Here is a 15,670-nt window from a genome sequence, read left to right as displayed (position 1 = left end):
TGCATAGAGATAGTAAAGGGGGATTTTTTATATGCTTAAAGACGCCATCTATCATAGGCCAAAAGATAATTACGCATACGCTTACGATGAAAAAACGATTCATATCCGAATACGTACGAAAAGAGACGATGTTCAAAGCACCAATCTTATTTATGGTGATCCTTATGAATGGACAGACGGGAAGTGGATTTCTTCAAGTGCACCGATGAAAAAAACTGGTTCTACTGCATTATTTGATTATTGGTCCATTTCCATCGAGCCAAAATTTAAGCGCTTACGTTATGGATTTGAATTAAAAGCAGAGACAGAAACGCTTATTTATACCGAACGTGGATTTTTTTCTAGCATTCCAAATGATGACGTTGGTAACTTTTTCTGTTTTCCATTTATTCATGCAAATGATGTATTCAAAGCACCTTCCTGGATTAAAGATACTGTTTGGTATCAAATTTTCCCAGAACGGTTCGCTAATGGAGATCATACGTTGAATCCAGAAAACACCCTTCCTTGGGGAAGCGCTGAACCAACTCCAACTAATTTTTTCGGCGGAGATTTTGCTGGTATTATTCAAAACCTCGATTACCTTGTTAAGCTTGGAATTTCGGGAATATATTTCACACCTATTTTCAAAGCACATTCAAACCATAAATATGACACAATTGACTACATGGAAATCGATCCTCAATTTGGCACAAAAGAAACATTCAAAGAACTTGTTGAGGCATGTCATACACACGGTATAAAAGTAATGCTCGATGCCGTATTCAATCACAGCGGATACTTTTTCGATAAATTTCAAGACGTACTAGAAAATGGTGAACAGTCAGCATATAAAGATTGGTTCCATATTCATGAGTTCCCAATTAGAACTGAGCCACTCCCGAATTATGATACTTTCGCGTTTACACCGTATATGCCGAAATTAAACACTGCACACCCGGATGTAAAAGAATACTTACTTGAAGTAGGGCGTTATTGGGTAAAAGAATTCAATATAGACGGTTGGCGCCTTGATGTAGCAAATGAAGTCGACCATAAATTTTGGAGAGAGTTCCGAAGTGAGATAAAAGCATTAAATTCTGAAGTATATATTTTAGGAGAAATTTGGCACGATGCACTTCCTTGGCTACAAGGAGATCAATTTGATGCTGTAATGAGCTACCCTGTTACAAACGCTCTACTGTCTTACTTTGCTAACAATTCCATTAAGGCAAATGAATTTATGAAACAAATTATAGAATCTCTACATTCCTACTCTATGAATGTAAATGAAGCAGCATTTCATTTATTAGACAGCCATGATACACCAAGAATATTGACAACATGTAACGGAGATAAAAATAAGTTAAAGTTACTTTATGTATTCCACCTTTCTTTCATCGGCTCTCCTTGTATTTATTATGGAGACGAAATTGGTATGGATGGCGGCATGGACCCTGATTGCCGCAAATGTATGGTTTGGGATACGAAAGAACAAGATCATCTATTATTTACACATGTACAAACATTAATTTCGTTACGAAAGCAATATAAAGCATTTGGAGGACATGGTACTTTCCAATTCATTGAAGCAAATGATGAACATAATTATATTTCTTATACAAAAACATATGAAGATGAAACTATCTTTTTCGTTTTAAATCCGACTAATAGTGATATTACAGCTTCACTGCCTCTCCATGTTACTGGAAAGAAAATCATTAATATTTATACAAACGAAGAATTTTCAGCGGAAGCAAGTGTATTACAAGTTACACTTCCTCCATATGGATTCTCCATATTAAAATGGTAACCCAAAAAAATCCTTATACCAAAGTGGTATAAGGATTTTTCTTATTTCAATTTGAACACGATTGCTTCATACGGACGTAATGTCATGTTATCTATCGGTCCATTCTCTACGTCGTAATTGTGTATAAATAACTCTGCTTCACTATAACTAATGTCCTCAGGCAATTCAAATACACATTCTTCCGCAGTAAAGTTTGCAATAACAAGAAGTTTTTCTTCTCCATACGTTCTTACGTATGCAAAAATAGATGGATTATTCTCCAATATTAAATCATATGATCCATACACAACTATTTCGTTATTTTTGCGTAACTCAATTAATTTTTTATAATAATAAAAAATTGAATCTTTATTTTGGATCGCTTGTTTCACATTGATTTCTTTATAGTTAGGGTTTACCGTAATCCAGGGCTCACCTGTTGTGAATCCAGCATGATCTTTATCATCCCACTGCATCGGTGTTCTAGCATTATCTCTGCTTTTTATATAAATAGACTGCATCACTTTATCTATATTTTCACCGCGCTCTATCACTTTTTCCTTATACATATTTAATGTTTCAATATCTCGATATTCATCAATCGATTCAAATCGAACATTTGTCATTCCGATTTCTTCGCCTTGATAAATATAAGGTGTTCCTTTCATCATATGAAGCACCGTCGCTAACATTTTCGCAGATTCAATGCGATACATTCCATCATTACCAAAACGAGATACAACACGAGGCTGATCATGGTTATTCCAATACAGACTATTCCAGCCTGTATGTTCTAATGCTTTTTGCCACTTCGTTAAATTCTCTTTTAAAGTAAGAAGTGAACATGGTTTTACATCCCATTTTCCGCCTTCTCCTGAGTCTAAATCCATATGTTCAAATTGGAATACCATCTGCAGTTCTTTTCGTTCTTCCCCGGTATACAATTTCGCTTCTTCTGTCGTTACACCAGGCATTTCACCAACCGTCATAATATCATAATGAGACAATACTTCTTCATTCATTTCATGTAAATATTTATGAATGTTTGGACCGTTCATAAAATACTTATGACCTGAAACATACCCCTCTTCTTCTGTTTCAACAGCTGGTAATCCCTCTTCTTTAGAAATAAAATTAATAACATCCATACGGAAGCCATCAATTCCTTTTTCTAACCAAAACTTCATCATTTCATAAACATCTTGTCTTACCTTTTCATTATCCCAATTTAAATCTGGCTGTTTTTTAGAAAACAGATGTAAATAATATTCATCTGTCATTTCATCATACTGCCATGCAGATCCGCTAAACGCTGCTCCCCAGTTATTCGGCTCTTTTCCTTCTTTTCCAGGGCGCCATATATAGTAATCTCTATATTTATTATCTTTTGATTTACGTGATTCAATAAACCAATTATGTTCATCAGAAGTATGATTAACAACTAAGTCCATCATAAGTTTCATATTACGTTCATGCATTTCATGTAATAGCTCATCCCAATCTTCCATTGTTCCGAACTCATTCATAATTTTACAATAATCACTTATATCATAACCATTATCATCATTTGGAGATTCATAGACTGGTGATAACCAAATTACATCAATCCCTAATTCTTTTAAGTAATCTAACTTTGAAATAATACCGCGAAGATCCCCGATGCCATCACCGTTGCTATCCATAAAGCTACGAGGATAAATTTGATATACTACACTTTCTTTCCACCACTGTTTTTCCATTATGCTACCCCATTTCATTCATAATTCGATTTTCTCTTTTCCCAAGGCGCAAACGTTTTCATTAATGAATGATAACAGATTCCATCTTAATTTAAAATAGCGCTTACAACTTTTATTTTTATTTTTCTAAGAAAACATACGAAATTTACTAATATTCTTCCAATTCATGAAAACGTTTTATTTTTTTGTTTATTTTTTGAATCTATTCGTTTATAATGAACTCAAAGAAAACGTTTGCATAATTATTTCTAGGGGGAAATACCATGGCAGAACTGAAATTAGAAAACATTTATAAAATATATGATAATAACGTAACAGCTGTAACAGACTTCAATTTACACATTCAAGATAAAGAATTTATCGTATTTGTCGGTCCTTCTGGATGCGGAAAATCTACAACATTACGAATGGTGGCTGGACTTGAAGATATTTCAAAAGGAGAGTTTTCAATTGATGGTAAGCTAATGAATGATGTCCCTCCAAAAGACCGCGATATCGCAATGGTCTTCCAAAACTATGCCCTATATCCACATATGAGTGTGTATGATAATATGGCATTTGGATTAAAACTTAGAAAAATACCAAAAGATGAAATTGATCGTCGTGTAAAAGATGCAGCAAAAATTTTAGGACTGGAACAATATTTAGATAGAAAACCGAAAGCATTATCTGGTGGACAACGTCAACGTGTTGCGTTAGGGAGAGCAATCGTTCGAGACGCGAAAGTGTTCTTAATGGATGAGCCATTATCTAACTTAGACGCTAAATTACGTGTTGCAATGCGCTCAGAAATTTCTAAGTTACACCACCGCCTTGGTACGACAACAATTTATGTAACGCATGATCAAACTGAAGCGATGACAATGGCTTCTCGTCTTGTTGTTATGAAAGACGGAAAAATTCAACAAATCGGTACTCCAAAAGAAGTATATGAAACACCTGAAAACATTTTTGTTGGTGGATTTATCGGCTCTCCAGCGATGAATTTCTTCCGTGGTAAATTAACTGAAACCGATTTCGTTATAGACAATGCTGCAAAAATTAAAGTAACTGAAGGAAAAATGAAGATATTACGTGAACAAGGCTATGTAAATAAAGACATTGTTTTAGGTATTCGTCCTGAGGACATTCATGATGAACTATTATTTTTAGAAGCTTCACAATCTACTGCCTTCACAACAAAAATTGAAGTTGCTGAGTTATTAGGTGCTGAATCTATTTTATATATGAAACTTGGAAATCAAGATTTTGCAGCACGTGTTGATGCAAGACATACATTTTCACCTGGTGACCAAATTAAACTAGCATTTGATATGAATAAAGCGCATTTCTTTGATAGTCAAAACGAACAACGCATTCGTTAAAAAATAATTTTCATACAAAAAAACCGTCCACATATATTGAGGGCGGTTTTCACTATTATACGAGGGCTTCTACTGTATGAAATGATTGTCCTTTCGTGCTAATAATACCGAAAATCGGTAAGTCACTTAGCACCACTTCTTCTTGCTGTTTCATAAAAGATGACGTTAATTGTTTTATCTCTATCCATACGTCATTAATACAAAGTACATTGGAATCGTTCTCTTGTTGGCGTGAAAATATAGAATCTATTTTATATAAACCAGCATTTTGAAAAAGCATATCAATGCGACTGAATGCATTCAAAGTAATGCTGATTACGCGTTGCCAATCTCCTTGTTTTTCCATATTATAGGATACAAAAAGTGCTTCTCCGCCTAGATTCGTAATTTCCTCCACTGTTGCTTGTCCACTTTCTTGATCAATGTCCGTCACAATTACTTTTGCGCCTTGTTTAGCCAACAAAAGAGCTGTATTACGTCCAATACCGATGCCACCGCCAGTTACGATAGCAACTTTTCCTGCAAGCTTCATTTTCATTACCCCTTCTATAAGTCTTACCGTCATTCAGTATACTCCTTTATGAGATTAGTCTGCAAGCAAGAAAAGTTGCTTATTTATTTGTAAGCGGTTACTTTTTTACTCCTTCTTTTTTCTTACTATTACGCTGATCGAAAACTAAACCGATGAAAATTAAAATCCCCCAAAAGATTACGCTACCTCCAGTCATTTCAATTTCCCCCTTATTATATAAACATATTATTTTAATCATTATAACATTTTCTTAATTTTCAATCTATTAAATTCAAAAATGATATAGATTAACTTTTTCCCTATTATATATCCATTAAAATATATTTGTATAACAAAAAGAGACCTTTTTATATAAAAAGGTCTCTTTTTGTTATACAAGACTTATCACTTTCGTTTTTGTAATTAAATCCTGAAAACCACAATTATCTTTGCGGAATAACATCATATATACGTTACATAATATCGGAATTCCAAGCAGTAATATGTTCGGTAATAACAATACAAAAAATCGAATCGTTAATGTTTGTAATGTTAACTTTTCACTCTTCAATGAAATTAATTTTATTCTCGTTACCTTTTTACCAAGTGTTACACCGTTCCAAATAAAGGGTAGCAAAATAAAATATATCGCCATTAATATAAAAACTACTGCAAGATCATATCTATAATCGCCAAAACTAATATTAAAGCGATTAAAAATAGCACTATAATTTCCAGTCATAACAGCTACTACTGCACCATACATAACCGAGATTAAAAACATGTCAATTAGGGAAGCACCTATGCGGTTCATTACAAGCGCTGGACGATGCATCTTTAACTTCATTTTTATGTCGACTCCTTCATATCCTTCTTTACCCGTCTCATCGTACCACTTCTAAAAAACATTGTAAACTAGCGTTTCTCTTACTTTTCTTGTACAATGTGTTACAACAGCATTGTAAAGGAGGTTCCCATATTGAAAAAATGGATAATCCTATTCGTCGCATTCCTATTAGCCGGTTGTGCTGGAAATACAAATCATATAACATATACGATTAACGATGAATACGAACTCATACGTACTTCTGGAAATGCATTTGAACTTTTCCCCACGCAAGATGCTGTATATGCCACACAATACATTCCTGCAAAAATTACAGACATAGCCTGGGATGATAAATACATTATTGCAAAACAAACTGAGGAAAAGTCAGATCCTAATAATCCTGACGCAGCAATTGCAAATAAAAAAAGCGAGCATTATTGGATTATTGACGTAAAGCATAATAAACGTTTTGGCCCCTATAATGAAAAACAATTTCATGAACAAAAAGATGCGTTTAAAATTAAGGTACCTTTTCAAAGTGTAGATTCATACATAGAAGAACAGAAAAAACAGTCAGCATAATAGTTTGAGCGCTGACTGTTTTTTCTTGCATATATTTAAAAACAACTTACTCAGAAAGTGAGATGTTAAAAGTTTGTGGCTCTTTTACAACATCTTGCGTTTCTGTATTTGCTGCGATTACATTATCTGTTGTAAATTTAATATCCTTTACCTTTTCTTTTCCATCATCAAGTATTAGGCCGATAATACCATCTCTTGTTTCACCAGGCTTATAGTCTTCCCTTGATACATTTTTTGTACCAACGAGCGTATCTTCATCATATAAAAAGTTTTGCGTTGCTACTTTAAAATGTTGTTTATCATTAATCGCAACATCATTCATAGAGAAAAATTGTATATTTTTATTCCCGCTATTTTCCACCTTATATGTAATTTCAACGTAACGAATCGTATCACTAATCTCTGTACCACTTAGCGATGCATATAACTCCGCATCTTCTTGACTGACTTTATCTCCTAATCTACGCTTTACTTCTTCAGGAGTTAATGCCGTATATACTTTTAATGTATTTTTTGCATCTTTACTCATCTGTGATAAAGAGATTACTTTCACATCTTGTACGTGAATTTTCATTGGTGCTACTTCAAATGTTTGATTTACTGAATGAATCTGCTCTAACTTAAAAGTACCCCATCCAGTTTCTTTCACTTTTTGTCCTACTTTTTTCAGCTCACGCCCACCATATTCTTTTGTTTCAGGAATAGATTCTTTCTTCTTCGGTTCAACTTTCTTTTCTTCTTGATGGAAGCAACCACTTAACATAAGAAGAAAACTACATAAAATAAAAATACTTTTCCATGCTTTCATCATTTAATTTCTCCTAACACTATCATTCATGAATATAAAATTAGTCCCTTGCTTTGTAAACTATAGAAACAATAAGAAGTCCACAAAACGAACTTGTCAGTCCAGATACTATTATACCCCCTATTTGGAAAATATGAAAATAGGGATCTACGAACGCGTGCACGATAAATATAATAGCTGCTACAACAATTATCGAAATCCAATATTTTATTTTTTCCGAAGCTAAAATAAGGTCTTTACCCATTTCATTTCTACACTTCCATAAAACGTATACTAATAACAGAAAACCAATACATGTACTTCCATGTTGCATATATTTATAAACAGAGATACCGTACCATTCTCTTTGCAATAATGGTATTTTCATAACAAAATAGCCTGTCTTATGAGTGAATGCATCCCAAACAACATGCGTTAACATACCGAATAATGCTGAATAACAAAATACAAAGAAATCTTTCCTTGTGTAAAGCCCCCACCTCTCATCTACTGCATATGTATAGTAGCCAGCAAATGGTTTAGGTAAATGTGTTATAAACGGCTTTTTTAAAATGTAATGATATATGTATGCTAATAAAAATACGAGTGGTAAATTAAAATATAAGAATCCAAGCCACGTATGCCCAATTACACCATACGGTCTAAAGTGTAGGAAATATTCAAAGTCAGGCGCCATACTACCTAATATAAGAGCCGTTACTGAAATATGTTGAGAATACTTTTTTGCAAAAGGAAGAACTGCTGCTGGATGTGCAAATGTAAACGGCATGTTTTAGCTCCTTTTCAGAATTACAATAGATTACATACTATCATAACGACATGAATAATCTCCATGCAATATTTATTTTCACATTGGAATATGATAGTTTAAATGATATAATCCACATGAATATTCAGAAAATAAGGAGGGAGTTCACGTGTCATTAACACTTGTCTTTTTTCTTGTTCTGTTTACCTTGTTTTTAAGTACATACATTGGCTTCTATCTATGGAATCACTACAAAATTATAAAATATATACCTGCTCTCGTTGGTTTTATAAGCATTCTTTTTATTTTCATATGGAAGAGAATGACTTTCGGCTGGGAAGGTCTTGGCTTTGGCGCACTTCAATATACAATACTATTTGCAAGTTGTCTTACCCTTGTATTTGCTGCTTTTTTAGAATCAAAATCCGTTATGAATTGAGGTTTCTATATTGATTGACGTACCCTTTTTACAAAATGTCACATTAAAAAAAGAAAATATCCCTAGTTTCTCCGCATACCCTTACTGTTTACCCGCTATTCGAACATTACAATCACTAGCTTTCCATCCAAATGTAACATTCATTATTGGAGAAAATGGAACGGGGAAGTCAACATTACTCGAAGCGATTGCAATTGCTTTAGGATTTAATGCAGAAGGTGGAACGAAAAACTTCCGTTTTAGTACAAACGATTCCCATTCATCTTTACATGAATACCTTCGAATTTCCAAAAGTTTCAATACACCAAATGACGGTTTCTTTCTTCGTGCCGAATCATTTTATAACGTTGCTTCTTATATTGATGAAATGGATGCCGATTCAGAAGCACGTGGAAATCCAATTATTGACTCATATGGTGGTACTTCACTACACTCCCAATCACACGGTGAGTCATTCTTCTCCTTATTTATGAATCGTTTTTCAGGACAAGGTTTATATATTTTAGATGAGCCTGAGGCTGCTCTATCACCAATGAGGCAACTTTCCATGCTTATTCGAATGCACGAACTAGCGGAACAAGGTTCACAATTTGTTATTGCGACGCATTCTCCAATTTTAATGGCTTATCCTGAATCCACCATATACTCTTTAACACAAGAAGGGATTCACGAGTCCGCCTTAGAAGACACCGAGCATTACCAAACGACGAAACTTTTCTTTGAAAATCGTGATCGATTATTTCATCATTTATTTGATTCTTAATAAAAAGAAGCAGCGATTGCTGCTTCTTTTTATAGTGCTTCTATAAATAATGCTACCCCAATACCGCCGCCGACGCATAGAGAGGCAATTCCTTTTTCTAACCCGCGTCTCTTCAATTCATGAATTAAACTTACAGTAATACGAGCTCCTGTACAACCGATTGGATGTCCAAGTCCTACACCACTACCGTTTACATTCACTTTTTCACGATCTAAACCTAGTTCTTTCTCTACAGCTAAGTATTGCGCAGCGAAAGCTTCATTAATTTCCAGTAAATCTGCATCTTCTAATGACCAATCTACTTTTTCTAATCCTTTACGAATTGCTGGTGCTGGTCCAATCCCCATAATTTTTGGATCTACTCCAGCTACTGAATATCCAACAATTCTAGCTAACGGTTGTAAGCCTTTTTCTTTCGCTTTTTCTTCGCTCATTAATACTAGAACCGCGCTTCCGTCATTCAGACCAGATGCATTCCCTGCCGTTACAGATCCGCCTTTACGGAAAGCTGGTTTTAATCCTGCTAATTTTTCTGCTGTAATGTCAGCACGTGGATGTTCATCCTTCGAAAATACTACTTCTTTTCTACGTTCTTTTATTGTAATAGGAACAATTTGATCGTCAAAATATCCAGACTCGATTGCCTTCAATGCCAATGTATGACTGCGAAGCGCAACTTCATCTTGTTCCTCTCTTGTAATTTCATATTGTTCAACTAAATTTTCCGCTGTTTCCCCCATCATAATATGATGAATTGGATCTTCTAATACTTCCCACACCGTATCACGAATTTCTCCGTGTTGTAGGCGTTGTCCCCAGCGATGTTGTTTTAATGCATAAGGGCTTGAACTCATTGCTTCTACTCCACCTGCAACGACAACTTCACTTACACCTAATTGAATTTGCATTGCAGCTGACATAATTGCTTGCATACCTGAAGAACATTGGCGTTGGATTGTATAACCTGTAACTGTGTCAGGAAACCCTGCCGCTAATGCAGCCGTTCTCGCCGTATTTGCTTCATCAGTTCTTTGAATACAATGACCTAAAATCACTTCATCAACTTCGTGTGGTTCTACCCCGCCTCGTTTTACAGCTTCCTGAAGTACAGGAACAGCTAATTCTACTGGCGTTACATTTTTTAGCGCTCCCCCAAAAGTTCCAATTGGCGAACGAACTGCAGCTGTAATAACAACATTATGCATTTTGCACTTGCCCCTCTCTTATGTACCCTAGTCAGTTTTTAGGTGAAATTCCATAAGATGTATGTCTACACCTATCATACTATAAACATACTAAAAAATCAAAATATTTAATATAATAAAAATAGAAGGAATTAACCCTCTATTCTGTTAATGCGTATAGAAATTTTTGTAAAATTTTCTCTGTTGTTTTATTCAAATTCGGTAACTTATCTACAGGAAAATATTGAAGCTGTAATCCTTCATGGTCAAGCCTTAATTCCCCGCTCACATGATGTCCCTGATACAGATGAATGACATTAAAAATTTCATCTCCATTTGGATATTGGAAGTACACTTCTTTTCCTGAAAGAACCCCGATAAATTGCATAATTTTCGCATTTAGTCCCGTCTCTTCAAATAGTTCTCTACGAGCAGTTTCTTCTGTCGTTTCTCCTAGCTCCATCGCTCCACCAGGAACACCCCAATCATATGTATCTGAACGATATTGAAGCAATACTTCTTGATTATCATTTAAGATAATAATTGCTGATCCTACTAGAATAAGCGGTCTTGTACCAACGACTTTGCGTAACTCTTCAATATACCCCAATATGTAAACTCTCCTTTCCTCACCCTCCCTTATCATAACAAAATTTTTCTCCTTTTGTTGATGTAATTTTAAAGAAAAAAAGGAAGCTTTCGCTCCCTTTTTTCACCTTTATTTCTTAAAACTTTCATATTTTACAGCTTCAAAAGCTTCTTCTATTTCATCATTACGATAATGGACATATGTAAAACGCCCTAATTCTACTAATCTTGCTATTTCTTGTAACGCTTTATGTTGCTCATATGTTTCCTCAAGCTTAATATGTACATAAAATTTCATTAAAGGATGTTCATATAAAGGTTCTCCCACCTCTACATATACATCTTCCACCCCTTGTACAACTCTTACATAACTTGCAAATTGATACAGTGCTTCTCTGTCTGAAACGATTTTTAATGTATACATATATTCTCCCCCTTTCCTTTACTATATCAAAAAGACAGCCAAACCATGTTATAGAACTATGAAATTTTTTCGACTTGTAATAAACAAGGCGTTTATCCATACATAGGATCTTTTCCCAACATATATTATAGGAAGAATTTTTTCAGTTGAGGTGTTCCTTATGGATCCATACGTCAATATATGTATTTGCATTACTCCAGGCGCCGATATTTCTGATGACCGTATTGCAAAGGATTTAGCAGTTGCAGAGTCAATTTGGCACCCGATTACATTTCAAATTCAAGAAGTAATTGTTTTAAATGAACTCTTCCGCTTTTCAGACCGTGAAATTAGTTATAAAGATTCTATTCAAAGTCAGGAAAAATTAGCATCCTTTTTTCAAACTTGTGTAAATGAAGCTCCTGAATGCGACCTTTACATTTGTTATATTGGCAGTGATTATTTCAAAGAAACAGCAGTAATTGCCTGTGCCTACTCTTTAGCAAAACAACAGCAACTTACAGGGTATATCGTTTTAACAAACTCGGCTGCTCCTATGAAAAATATATATACGCTCGCTCATGAAATTGGTCATATTTTATTTACAAGACGTGTTCACGGAAAACTTACTCACGCAGATCCTCATTCCCCAACTGGCTCGGAGCACCATCCTTCTCCAACAAATCTTATGTATCCGATCGTCCCTCGCCCTGAAAATGTCCATATTCAGTCTCTATTAACGAACGAACAAAAAGCTCTCTCTTTACAAAGCTCTTTATTGCAAAGAAAAAAACAGTAACGATTTTGTTACTGTTTAAAACAATAGATTCCAATCAATAAACCAAATTTCGGCTGCAACGGATGCAAATATACAACTAAACATAAATACAATTACTCTAAAAATCTCTATATAATATTTCTTTGGAAATAATTTTTTGCATATCCAGAGCAGCCCTTTACCTATTAAACCGAAGAACAAAACATAACCTGAAAATCGCTAAACCTAAAAATAAAATAGACAATATACCTTAAAATATACTTTGCATATTAGTTCTCCTCTTAATAAAAATTAGAATTCAACTAATTTACACTTTTTCTCTCTTCAATTTTTAAAGACCATCTCATTAATCCATATATACTTCCATACATAAGTAAGATCTTTGCAATTCCCCAAAATACATTTCTTTCTTCTAAGTCTTTAAATAAGAACATAATCGCAAGAGGAACAATAAGTACCGCAACACCCATCCAACCAAGAACATATACTTCACCAATAAGAAGTAATAAAAATATAGTTACTGCTAATATATATGTCTGCATTGTCGACAATTGTAAAATTGGCGTCCCATACCATTTATTCATAAACATTAATAACACTAATAATAAAATAGGTATCATCACTATTACATAAATAATTCCAAACTCTACTAATTTACTTTTAAAAGAAGACATTCTAAACGCAACAATCGTTCCAATAATCGTAATAATTAAAACGATAGGATAACCAATTAACTGTACATTTGTTAACGTAAATTGTTGATTCGGATTTCCAAATAAAATATTTGTAAGTAACCAATACCCGCCAATACCAATTATCATTCCTAAAATACTCTTTATACTCCCGCCTTTATCCTTCTCCATCTCTTTAGCTAATTCTTCCGCATACTCTTTTGGTGAATCACCAAATATATCACTTACCGTCTTTCCCTCTTTCTCACCTTCAATTAAATGAAGCTCTGCATCTTCTAAAAAGGCATCCACATCTTCTTCTTTCATTCCTTTTGTTATTAAATACACTTTCGTATCAATTAAAAACTTTTCTCCTTCTTTAGAAATCTGCATGATAATCCCTCCCTTATTTAATCGCTTCTCTTCTATTCGTCTTCATCATAATTTCAACAAAAATTAAAATAAACAAACTTCCGTATAAACATATAATTTGAAATAACATTGGAACAAGGTCTTCTGATGTAAATGTTTTAAACAGTAACATAATCGAAAGTGGAATAATTAAATATAAGTTTTTAAACCATCCATTAAAATATATATTTATTGCTACTGTAATGATGAAAATACTACCAGCTAATATATAACTTTGCATTTGGGTGAATATAAACATTTTTGTAGGATAAATCACATCTAATATCGTTACAGCCCCTATTAGAAACATTGGTGCGATTATGACTAACGACCACATAGCAAACCATGTTTTTGTAAAACTTGTTACGAAAGTCATTTTGCGAAGTAGAAAATTAGGACCTATCACAACTAAAATCAATGACAAACTATATCCAACGCACTGAATAAGTGACATCTGTAATAATCCGTTATTCACTATTAGGATAGAAGCCATAATCCAAAACGATACGATATTCATTACTGTAAAACCAATTTGCTTCCACGTTTCCTGTCTATCCCTTTCCATCACTTTTACAAGTTCATTTGCATATTCTTTCGGTGAGCTTCCGAAAATTTCTTCTACACTTTTCCCATCACTCTCACCTTCTATTAAATGAAGTTCTGCGTCTTCGATAAAGCTTTCAATATCGCTTTCTTTCACACTCTTTGCAGTCAAAAACAATCTCATATCTAATAAAAATTTTCGCGCTTCATTTGATAGCATTATTTTCTTCTCCCCTTCCCTTCAAGTAGACGTTCCACACTACTTTGCATCGCTTCCCAGCGATCCATAAATTCATCCAGTGCATCTTCGCCATTTTCTGTTAACGTATAATACTTCCGTTTTGGACCAGTTGGGGATTCTTTCATTACACTTGTTATGAATCCTTCCTTTTGCATTCGTATTAATAACGGATAAATACTTCCTTCACTCGCCATTGTAAAGCCATACTTTGCTAGCTTCTCACTCATTTCATAACCGTATATTTCACCTTCAGAAATAATAGCAAGTAAGCATCCTTCTAAAATCCCTTTCAGCATTTGACTTGTCGACATAATTCAAATCCTCCCACTATCTTGTTTTACAAGATAGATAAGCGTAAGTATCTTACTTTACAAAATAGTATAGCAGAGACTATTTTGCAAAACAAGATAGCTAACAATATTTTTCCAAATCTTTGCAGGATTTTTCTTATCCACTCTCTAAATAGAGCAACATGAGAACTTTATTACGAAGGGATGTTTTTCATCATGGTTACAAATCGAGTTGTTTTTTTAACAGGTGCTGCAAGTGGTATTGGATATGAAATGGGAAACGCTTTTGCAAAAGAAGGTGCAAAAGTTGTTATTACCGATCGTCTTGAAGAACGTGCAAAAGAAGCTGCTGAACAACTACAAAAAGAGGGCTTTCAAGCTATCGGCTTAAAATGTGATGTTACATCCGAAGAAGAAATAGAAGCATCCATTTCCCAAACTGTTAATCATTTCGGTTCATTAGACATATTAATTAATAACGCAGGCATGCAACACGTTTCACCAATTGAAGATTTTCCAACCGAAAAATTCGAGCTACTAATTAAAATTATGCAAATCGCTCCTTTTATCGCCATTAAGCATGCCTTTCCCATTATGAAAAAGCAAAAATATGGCCGAATTATTAATGTAGCTTCCATTAATGGCCTCGTTGGATTCGCTGGAAAAGCTGCTTATAATAGCGCAAAACATGGCGTAATTGGATTAACAAAAGTTGCCGCTTTAGAAGGGGCTACTCACGGAATTACTGTTAATGCACTTTGTCCTGGTTATGTCGATACCCCTCTCGTACGTAATCAACTACAAGACTTGGCCACTACACGAAATGTACCACTTGAAAATGTTTTAGAGGATGTCATTTATCCACTTGTCCCACAAAAACGCTTATTACAAGTACAAGAGATTGCTGATTATGCGATGTTTTTAGCGAGCGAAAAAGCGAAAGGTATAACTGGACAAGCTGTCGTTATCGATGGTGGTTATACCGCTCAATAAAAAATAAAGTTTGC

The 15,670-nt window shown here is 34.3% G+C and carries 19 protein-coding genes and 1 pseudogene; 7 read left to right on the top strand and 13 right to left on the bottom strand.

Going from position 1 to position 15,670, the window contains the following annotated elements; translation table 11 throughout:
* The first annotated feature begins 31 nt into the window (after positions 1-31).
* Positions 32-1,792 carry an alpha-glycosidase gene (locus QCI73_RS07595; RefSeq protein ID WP_353822721.1) on the top strand — a complete coding sequence of 587 codons (1,761 nt, stop codon included), beginning with the start codon at positions 32-34 and terminating at the stop codon, positions 1,790-1,792.
* A 41-nt stretch (positions 1,793-1,833) separates the two neighbouring features.
* Here QCI73_RS07595 and malL read toward each other — a convergent pair whose 3' ends face one another.
* Entirely contained in the window at positions 1,834-3,510 is a 1,677-nt protein-coding gene (gene malL / locus QCI73_RS07590; RefSeq protein ID WP_353822720.1) for an oligo-1,6-glucosidase, read from the bottom strand.
* 263 nt (positions 3,511-3,773) lie between these two features.
* Here malL and QCI73_RS07585 point away from each other — a divergent pair, with 263 nt between their 5' ends.
* The gene (locus tag QCI73_RS07585; protein ID WP_000818923.1) at positions 3,774-4,874 is read left to right on the top strand and encodes an ABC transporter ATP-binding protein; all 1,101 of its coding nucleotides are present in this window, start codon (positions 3,774-3,776) and stop codon (positions 4,872-4,874) included.
* A gap of 55 nt (positions 4,875-4,929) precedes the next feature.
* Here QCI73_RS07585 and QCI73_RS07580 read toward each other — a convergent pair whose 3' ends face one another.
* The 3 genes from QCI73_RS07580 to QCI73_RS07570 form a co-directional block, all read right to left on the bottom strand.
* Positions 4,930-5,439: an SDR family NAD(P)-dependent oxidoreductase gene (locus QCI73_RS07580; RefSeq protein WP_000218426.1), complete on the bottom strand. Its 510-nt coding sequence runs from the start codon at positions 5,437-5,439 to the stop codon at positions 4,930-4,932.
* A gap of 64 nt (positions 5,440-5,503) precedes the next feature.
* Positions 5,504-5,602, bottom strand: coding sequence for a hypothetical protein (locus QCI73_RS07575; RefSeq protein ID WP_000145657.1), 99 nt, complete (start codon positions 5,600-5,602; stop codon positions 5,504-5,506).
* A 174-nt stretch (positions 5,603-5,776) separates the two neighbouring features.
* Positions 5,777-6,232, bottom strand: a complete 456-nt coding sequence (locus tag QCI73_RS07570) for an RDD family protein (RefSeq protein WP_000769088.1) — start codon at positions 6,230-6,232, stop codon at positions 5,777-5,779.
* 132 nt (positions 6,233-6,364) lie between these two features.
* On the opposite strand from QCI73_RS07570, the gene QCI73_RS07565 reads away from it, so the two are divergent.
* A complete protein-coding gene (locus QCI73_RS07565; protein ID WP_000758783.1) occupies positions 6,365-6,796 on the top strand; it encodes a DUF3997 domain-containing protein in 432 nt (143 codons plus the stop codon).
* A 46-nt stretch (positions 6,797-6,842) separates the two neighbouring features.
* On the opposite strand, the gene QCI73_RS07560 is transcribed toward QCI73_RS07565, so the two are convergent.
* Complete coding sequence (locus QCI73_RS07560; RefSeq protein ID WP_000973883.1) at positions 6,843-7,607, bottom strand: hypothetical protein; 765 nt, start codon at positions 7,605-7,607, stop codon at positions 6,843-6,845.
* Between the two features lie 37 nt (positions 7,608-7,644).
* Positions 7,645-8,373 carry a DUF4184 family protein gene (locus QCI73_RS07555; protein ID WP_001116879.1) on the bottom strand — a complete coding sequence of 243 codons (729 nt, stop codon included), beginning with the start codon at positions 8,371-8,373 and terminating at the stop codon, positions 7,645-7,647.
* A 148-nt stretch (positions 8,374-8,521) separates the two neighbouring features.
* Between QCI73_RS07555 and QCI73_RS07550 the strand changes: the two genes are divergently transcribed.
* Both QCI73_RS07550 and QCI73_RS07545 read left to right on the top strand, forming a co-directional pair.
* Positions 8,522-8,791 (top strand): hypothetical protein, encoded by a 270-nt coding sequence (locus tag QCI73_RS07550; protein ID WP_353822719.1) that lies wholly within the window; start codon positions 8,522-8,524, stop codon positions 8,789-8,791.
* Between the two features lie 10 nt (positions 8,792-8,801).
* Positions 8,802-9,554, top strand: a complete 753-nt coding sequence (locus QCI73_RS07545; protein ID WP_327922559.1) for an AAA family ATPase — start codon at positions 8,802-8,804, stop codon at positions 9,552-9,554.
* Positions 9,555-9,583: 29 nt separating this feature from the next.
* Here the strand turns inward: QCI73_RS07545 and QCI73_RS07540 are convergent, their stop codons facing one another.
* The 3 genes from QCI73_RS07540 to QCI73_RS07530 all read right to left on the bottom strand — a co-directional run bounded on the left by QCI73_RS07540 (position 9,584) and on the right by QCI73_RS07530 (position 11,750).
* The gene (locus tag QCI73_RS07540) at positions 9,584-10,759 is read right to left on the bottom strand and encodes an acetyl-CoA C-acetyltransferase (protein ID WP_000552088.1); all 1,176 of its coding nucleotides are present in this window, start codon (positions 10,757-10,759) and stop codon (positions 9,584-9,586) included.
* A gap of 139 nt (positions 10,760-10,898) precedes the next feature.
* The gene (locus QCI73_RS07535; RefSeq protein ID WP_000540524.1) at positions 10,899-11,348 is read right to left on the bottom strand and encodes an NUDIX hydrolase; all 450 of its coding nucleotides are present in this window, start codon (positions 11,346-11,348) and stop codon (positions 10,899-10,901) included.
* Between the two features lie 108 nt (positions 11,349-11,456).
* Positions 11,457-11,750, bottom strand: coding sequence for a DUF3928 family protein (locus QCI73_RS07530; protein ID WP_000288327.1), 294 nt, complete (start codon positions 11,748-11,750; stop codon positions 11,457-11,459).
* A gap of 160 nt (positions 11,751-11,910) precedes the next feature.
* Here QCI73_RS07530 and QCI73_RS07525 point away from each other — a divergent pair, with 160 nt between their 5' ends.
* Positions 11,911-12,528 carry an ImmA/IrrE family metallo-endopeptidase gene (locus QCI73_RS07525; protein WP_000371612.1) on the top strand — a complete coding sequence of 206 codons (618 nt, stop codon included), beginning with the start codon at positions 11,911-11,913 and terminating at the stop codon, positions 12,526-12,528.
* Positions 12,529-12,543: 15 nt separating this feature from the next.
* Here QCI73_RS07525 and QCI73_RS07520 read toward each other — a convergent pair.
* From QCI73_RS07520 to QCI73_RS07505, 4 genes and pseudogenes are all read right to left on the bottom strand, one after another.
* Positions 12,544-12,720 (bottom strand): annotated as a pseudogene (locus tag QCI73_RS07520) (DNA-binding protein); the annotation flags it as partial.
* Between the two features lie 89 nt (positions 12,721-12,809).
* On the bottom strand, positions 12,810-13,571 hold the full coding sequence (locus QCI73_RS07515; protein WP_327922558.1) for a DUF1129 domain-containing protein: 762 nt from the start codon (positions 13,569-13,571) through the stop codon (positions 12,810-12,812).
* Between the two features lie 13 nt (positions 13,572-13,584).
* Positions 13,585-14,352: a DUF1129 domain-containing protein gene (locus tag QCI73_RS07510; RefSeq protein ID WP_327922557.1), complete on the bottom strand. Its 768-nt coding sequence runs from the start codon at positions 14,350-14,352 to the stop codon at positions 13,585-13,587.
* Positions 14,352-14,684 (bottom strand): PadR family transcriptional regulator, encoded by a 333-nt coding sequence (locus QCI73_RS07505; protein WP_049112781.1) that lies wholly within the window; start codon positions 14,682-14,684, stop codon positions 14,352-14,354. Before QCI73_RS07505 ends, QCI73_RS07510 begins: the two co-directional genes overlap by 1 nt.
* A gap of 195 nt (positions 14,685-14,879) precedes the next feature.
* On the opposite strand from QCI73_RS07505, the gene QCI73_RS07500 reads away from it, so the two are divergent.
* On the top strand, positions 14,880-15,656 hold the full coding sequence (locus tag QCI73_RS07500; RefSeq protein ID WP_000258436.1) for a 3-hydroxybutyrate dehydrogenase: 777 nt from the start codon (positions 14,880-14,882) through the stop codon (positions 15,654-15,656).
* Positions 15,657-15,670: the final 14 nt, after the last annotated feature.

This window comes from Bacillus cereus group sp. MG16, assembly GCF_040459875.1.
Lineage (GTDB): Bacteria > Bacillota > Bacilli > Bacillales > Bacillaceae_G > Bacillus_A > Bacillus_A paranthracis.
The sequence above is the reverse complement of the archived record's forward strand: the minus strand, read 5'-3'. Positions and strand labels throughout refer to the sequence as shown.

Coding starts and splice junctions, on each gene's coding strand:
- QCI73_RS07595 (WP_353822721.1), top strand. CDS start 32: ATGCTTAAAGACGCCATCTATCATAGGCCAAAAGATAATTACGCATAC.
- malL (WP_353822720.1), bottom strand. CDS start 3,510: ATGGAAAAACAGTGGTGGAAAGAAAGTGTAGTATATCAAATTTATCCT.
- QCI73_RS07585 (WP_000818923.1), top strand. CDS start 3,774: ATGGCAGAACTGAAATTAGAAAACATTTATAAAATATATGATAATAAC.
- QCI73_RS07580 (WP_000218426.1), bottom strand. CDS start 5,439: ATGACGGTAAGACTTATAGAAGGGGTAATGAAAATGAAGCTTGCAGGA.
- QCI73_RS07575 (WP_000145657.1), bottom strand. CDS start 5,602: ATGACTGGAGGTAGCGTAATCTTTTGGGGGATTTTAATTTTCATCGGT.
- QCI73_RS07570 (WP_000769088.1), bottom strand. CDS start 6,232: ATGAAGTTAAAGATGCATCGTCCAGCGCTTGTAATGAACCGCATAGGT.
- QCI73_RS07560 (WP_000973883.1), bottom strand. CDS start 7,607: ATGATGAAAGCATGGAAAAGTATTTTTATTTTATGTAGTTTTCTTCTT.
- QCI73_RS07555 (WP_001116879.1), bottom strand. CDS start 8,373: ATGCCGTTTACATTTGCACATCCAGCAGCAGTTCTTCCTTTTGCAAAA.
- QCI73_RS07540 (WP_000552088.1), bottom strand. CDS start 10,759: ATGCATAATGTTGTTATTACAGCTGCAGTTCGTTCGCCAATTGGAACT.
- QCI73_RS07530 (WP_000288327.1), bottom strand. CDS start 11,750: ATGTATACATTAAAAATCGTTTCAGACAGAGAAGCACTGTATCAATTT.
- QCI73_RS07525 (WP_000371612.1), top strand. CDS start 11,911: ATGGATCCATACGTCAATATATGTATTTGCATTACTCCAGGCGCCGAT.
- QCI73_RS07515 (WP_327922558.1), bottom strand. CDS start 13,571: ATGCAGATTTCTAAAGAAGGAGAAAAGTTTTTAATTGATACGAAAGTG.
- QCI73_RS07510 (WP_327922557.1), bottom strand. CDS start 14,352: ATGCTATCAAATGAAGCGCGAAAATTTTTATTAGATATGAGATTGTTT.
- QCI73_RS07505 (WP_049112781.1), bottom strand. CDS start 14,684: ATGTCGACAAGTCAAATGCTGAAAGGGATTTTAGAAGGATGCTTACTT.
- QCI73_RS07500 (WP_000258436.1), top strand. CDS start 14,880: ATGGTTACAAATCGAGTTGTTTTTTTAACAGGTGCTGCAAGTGGTATT.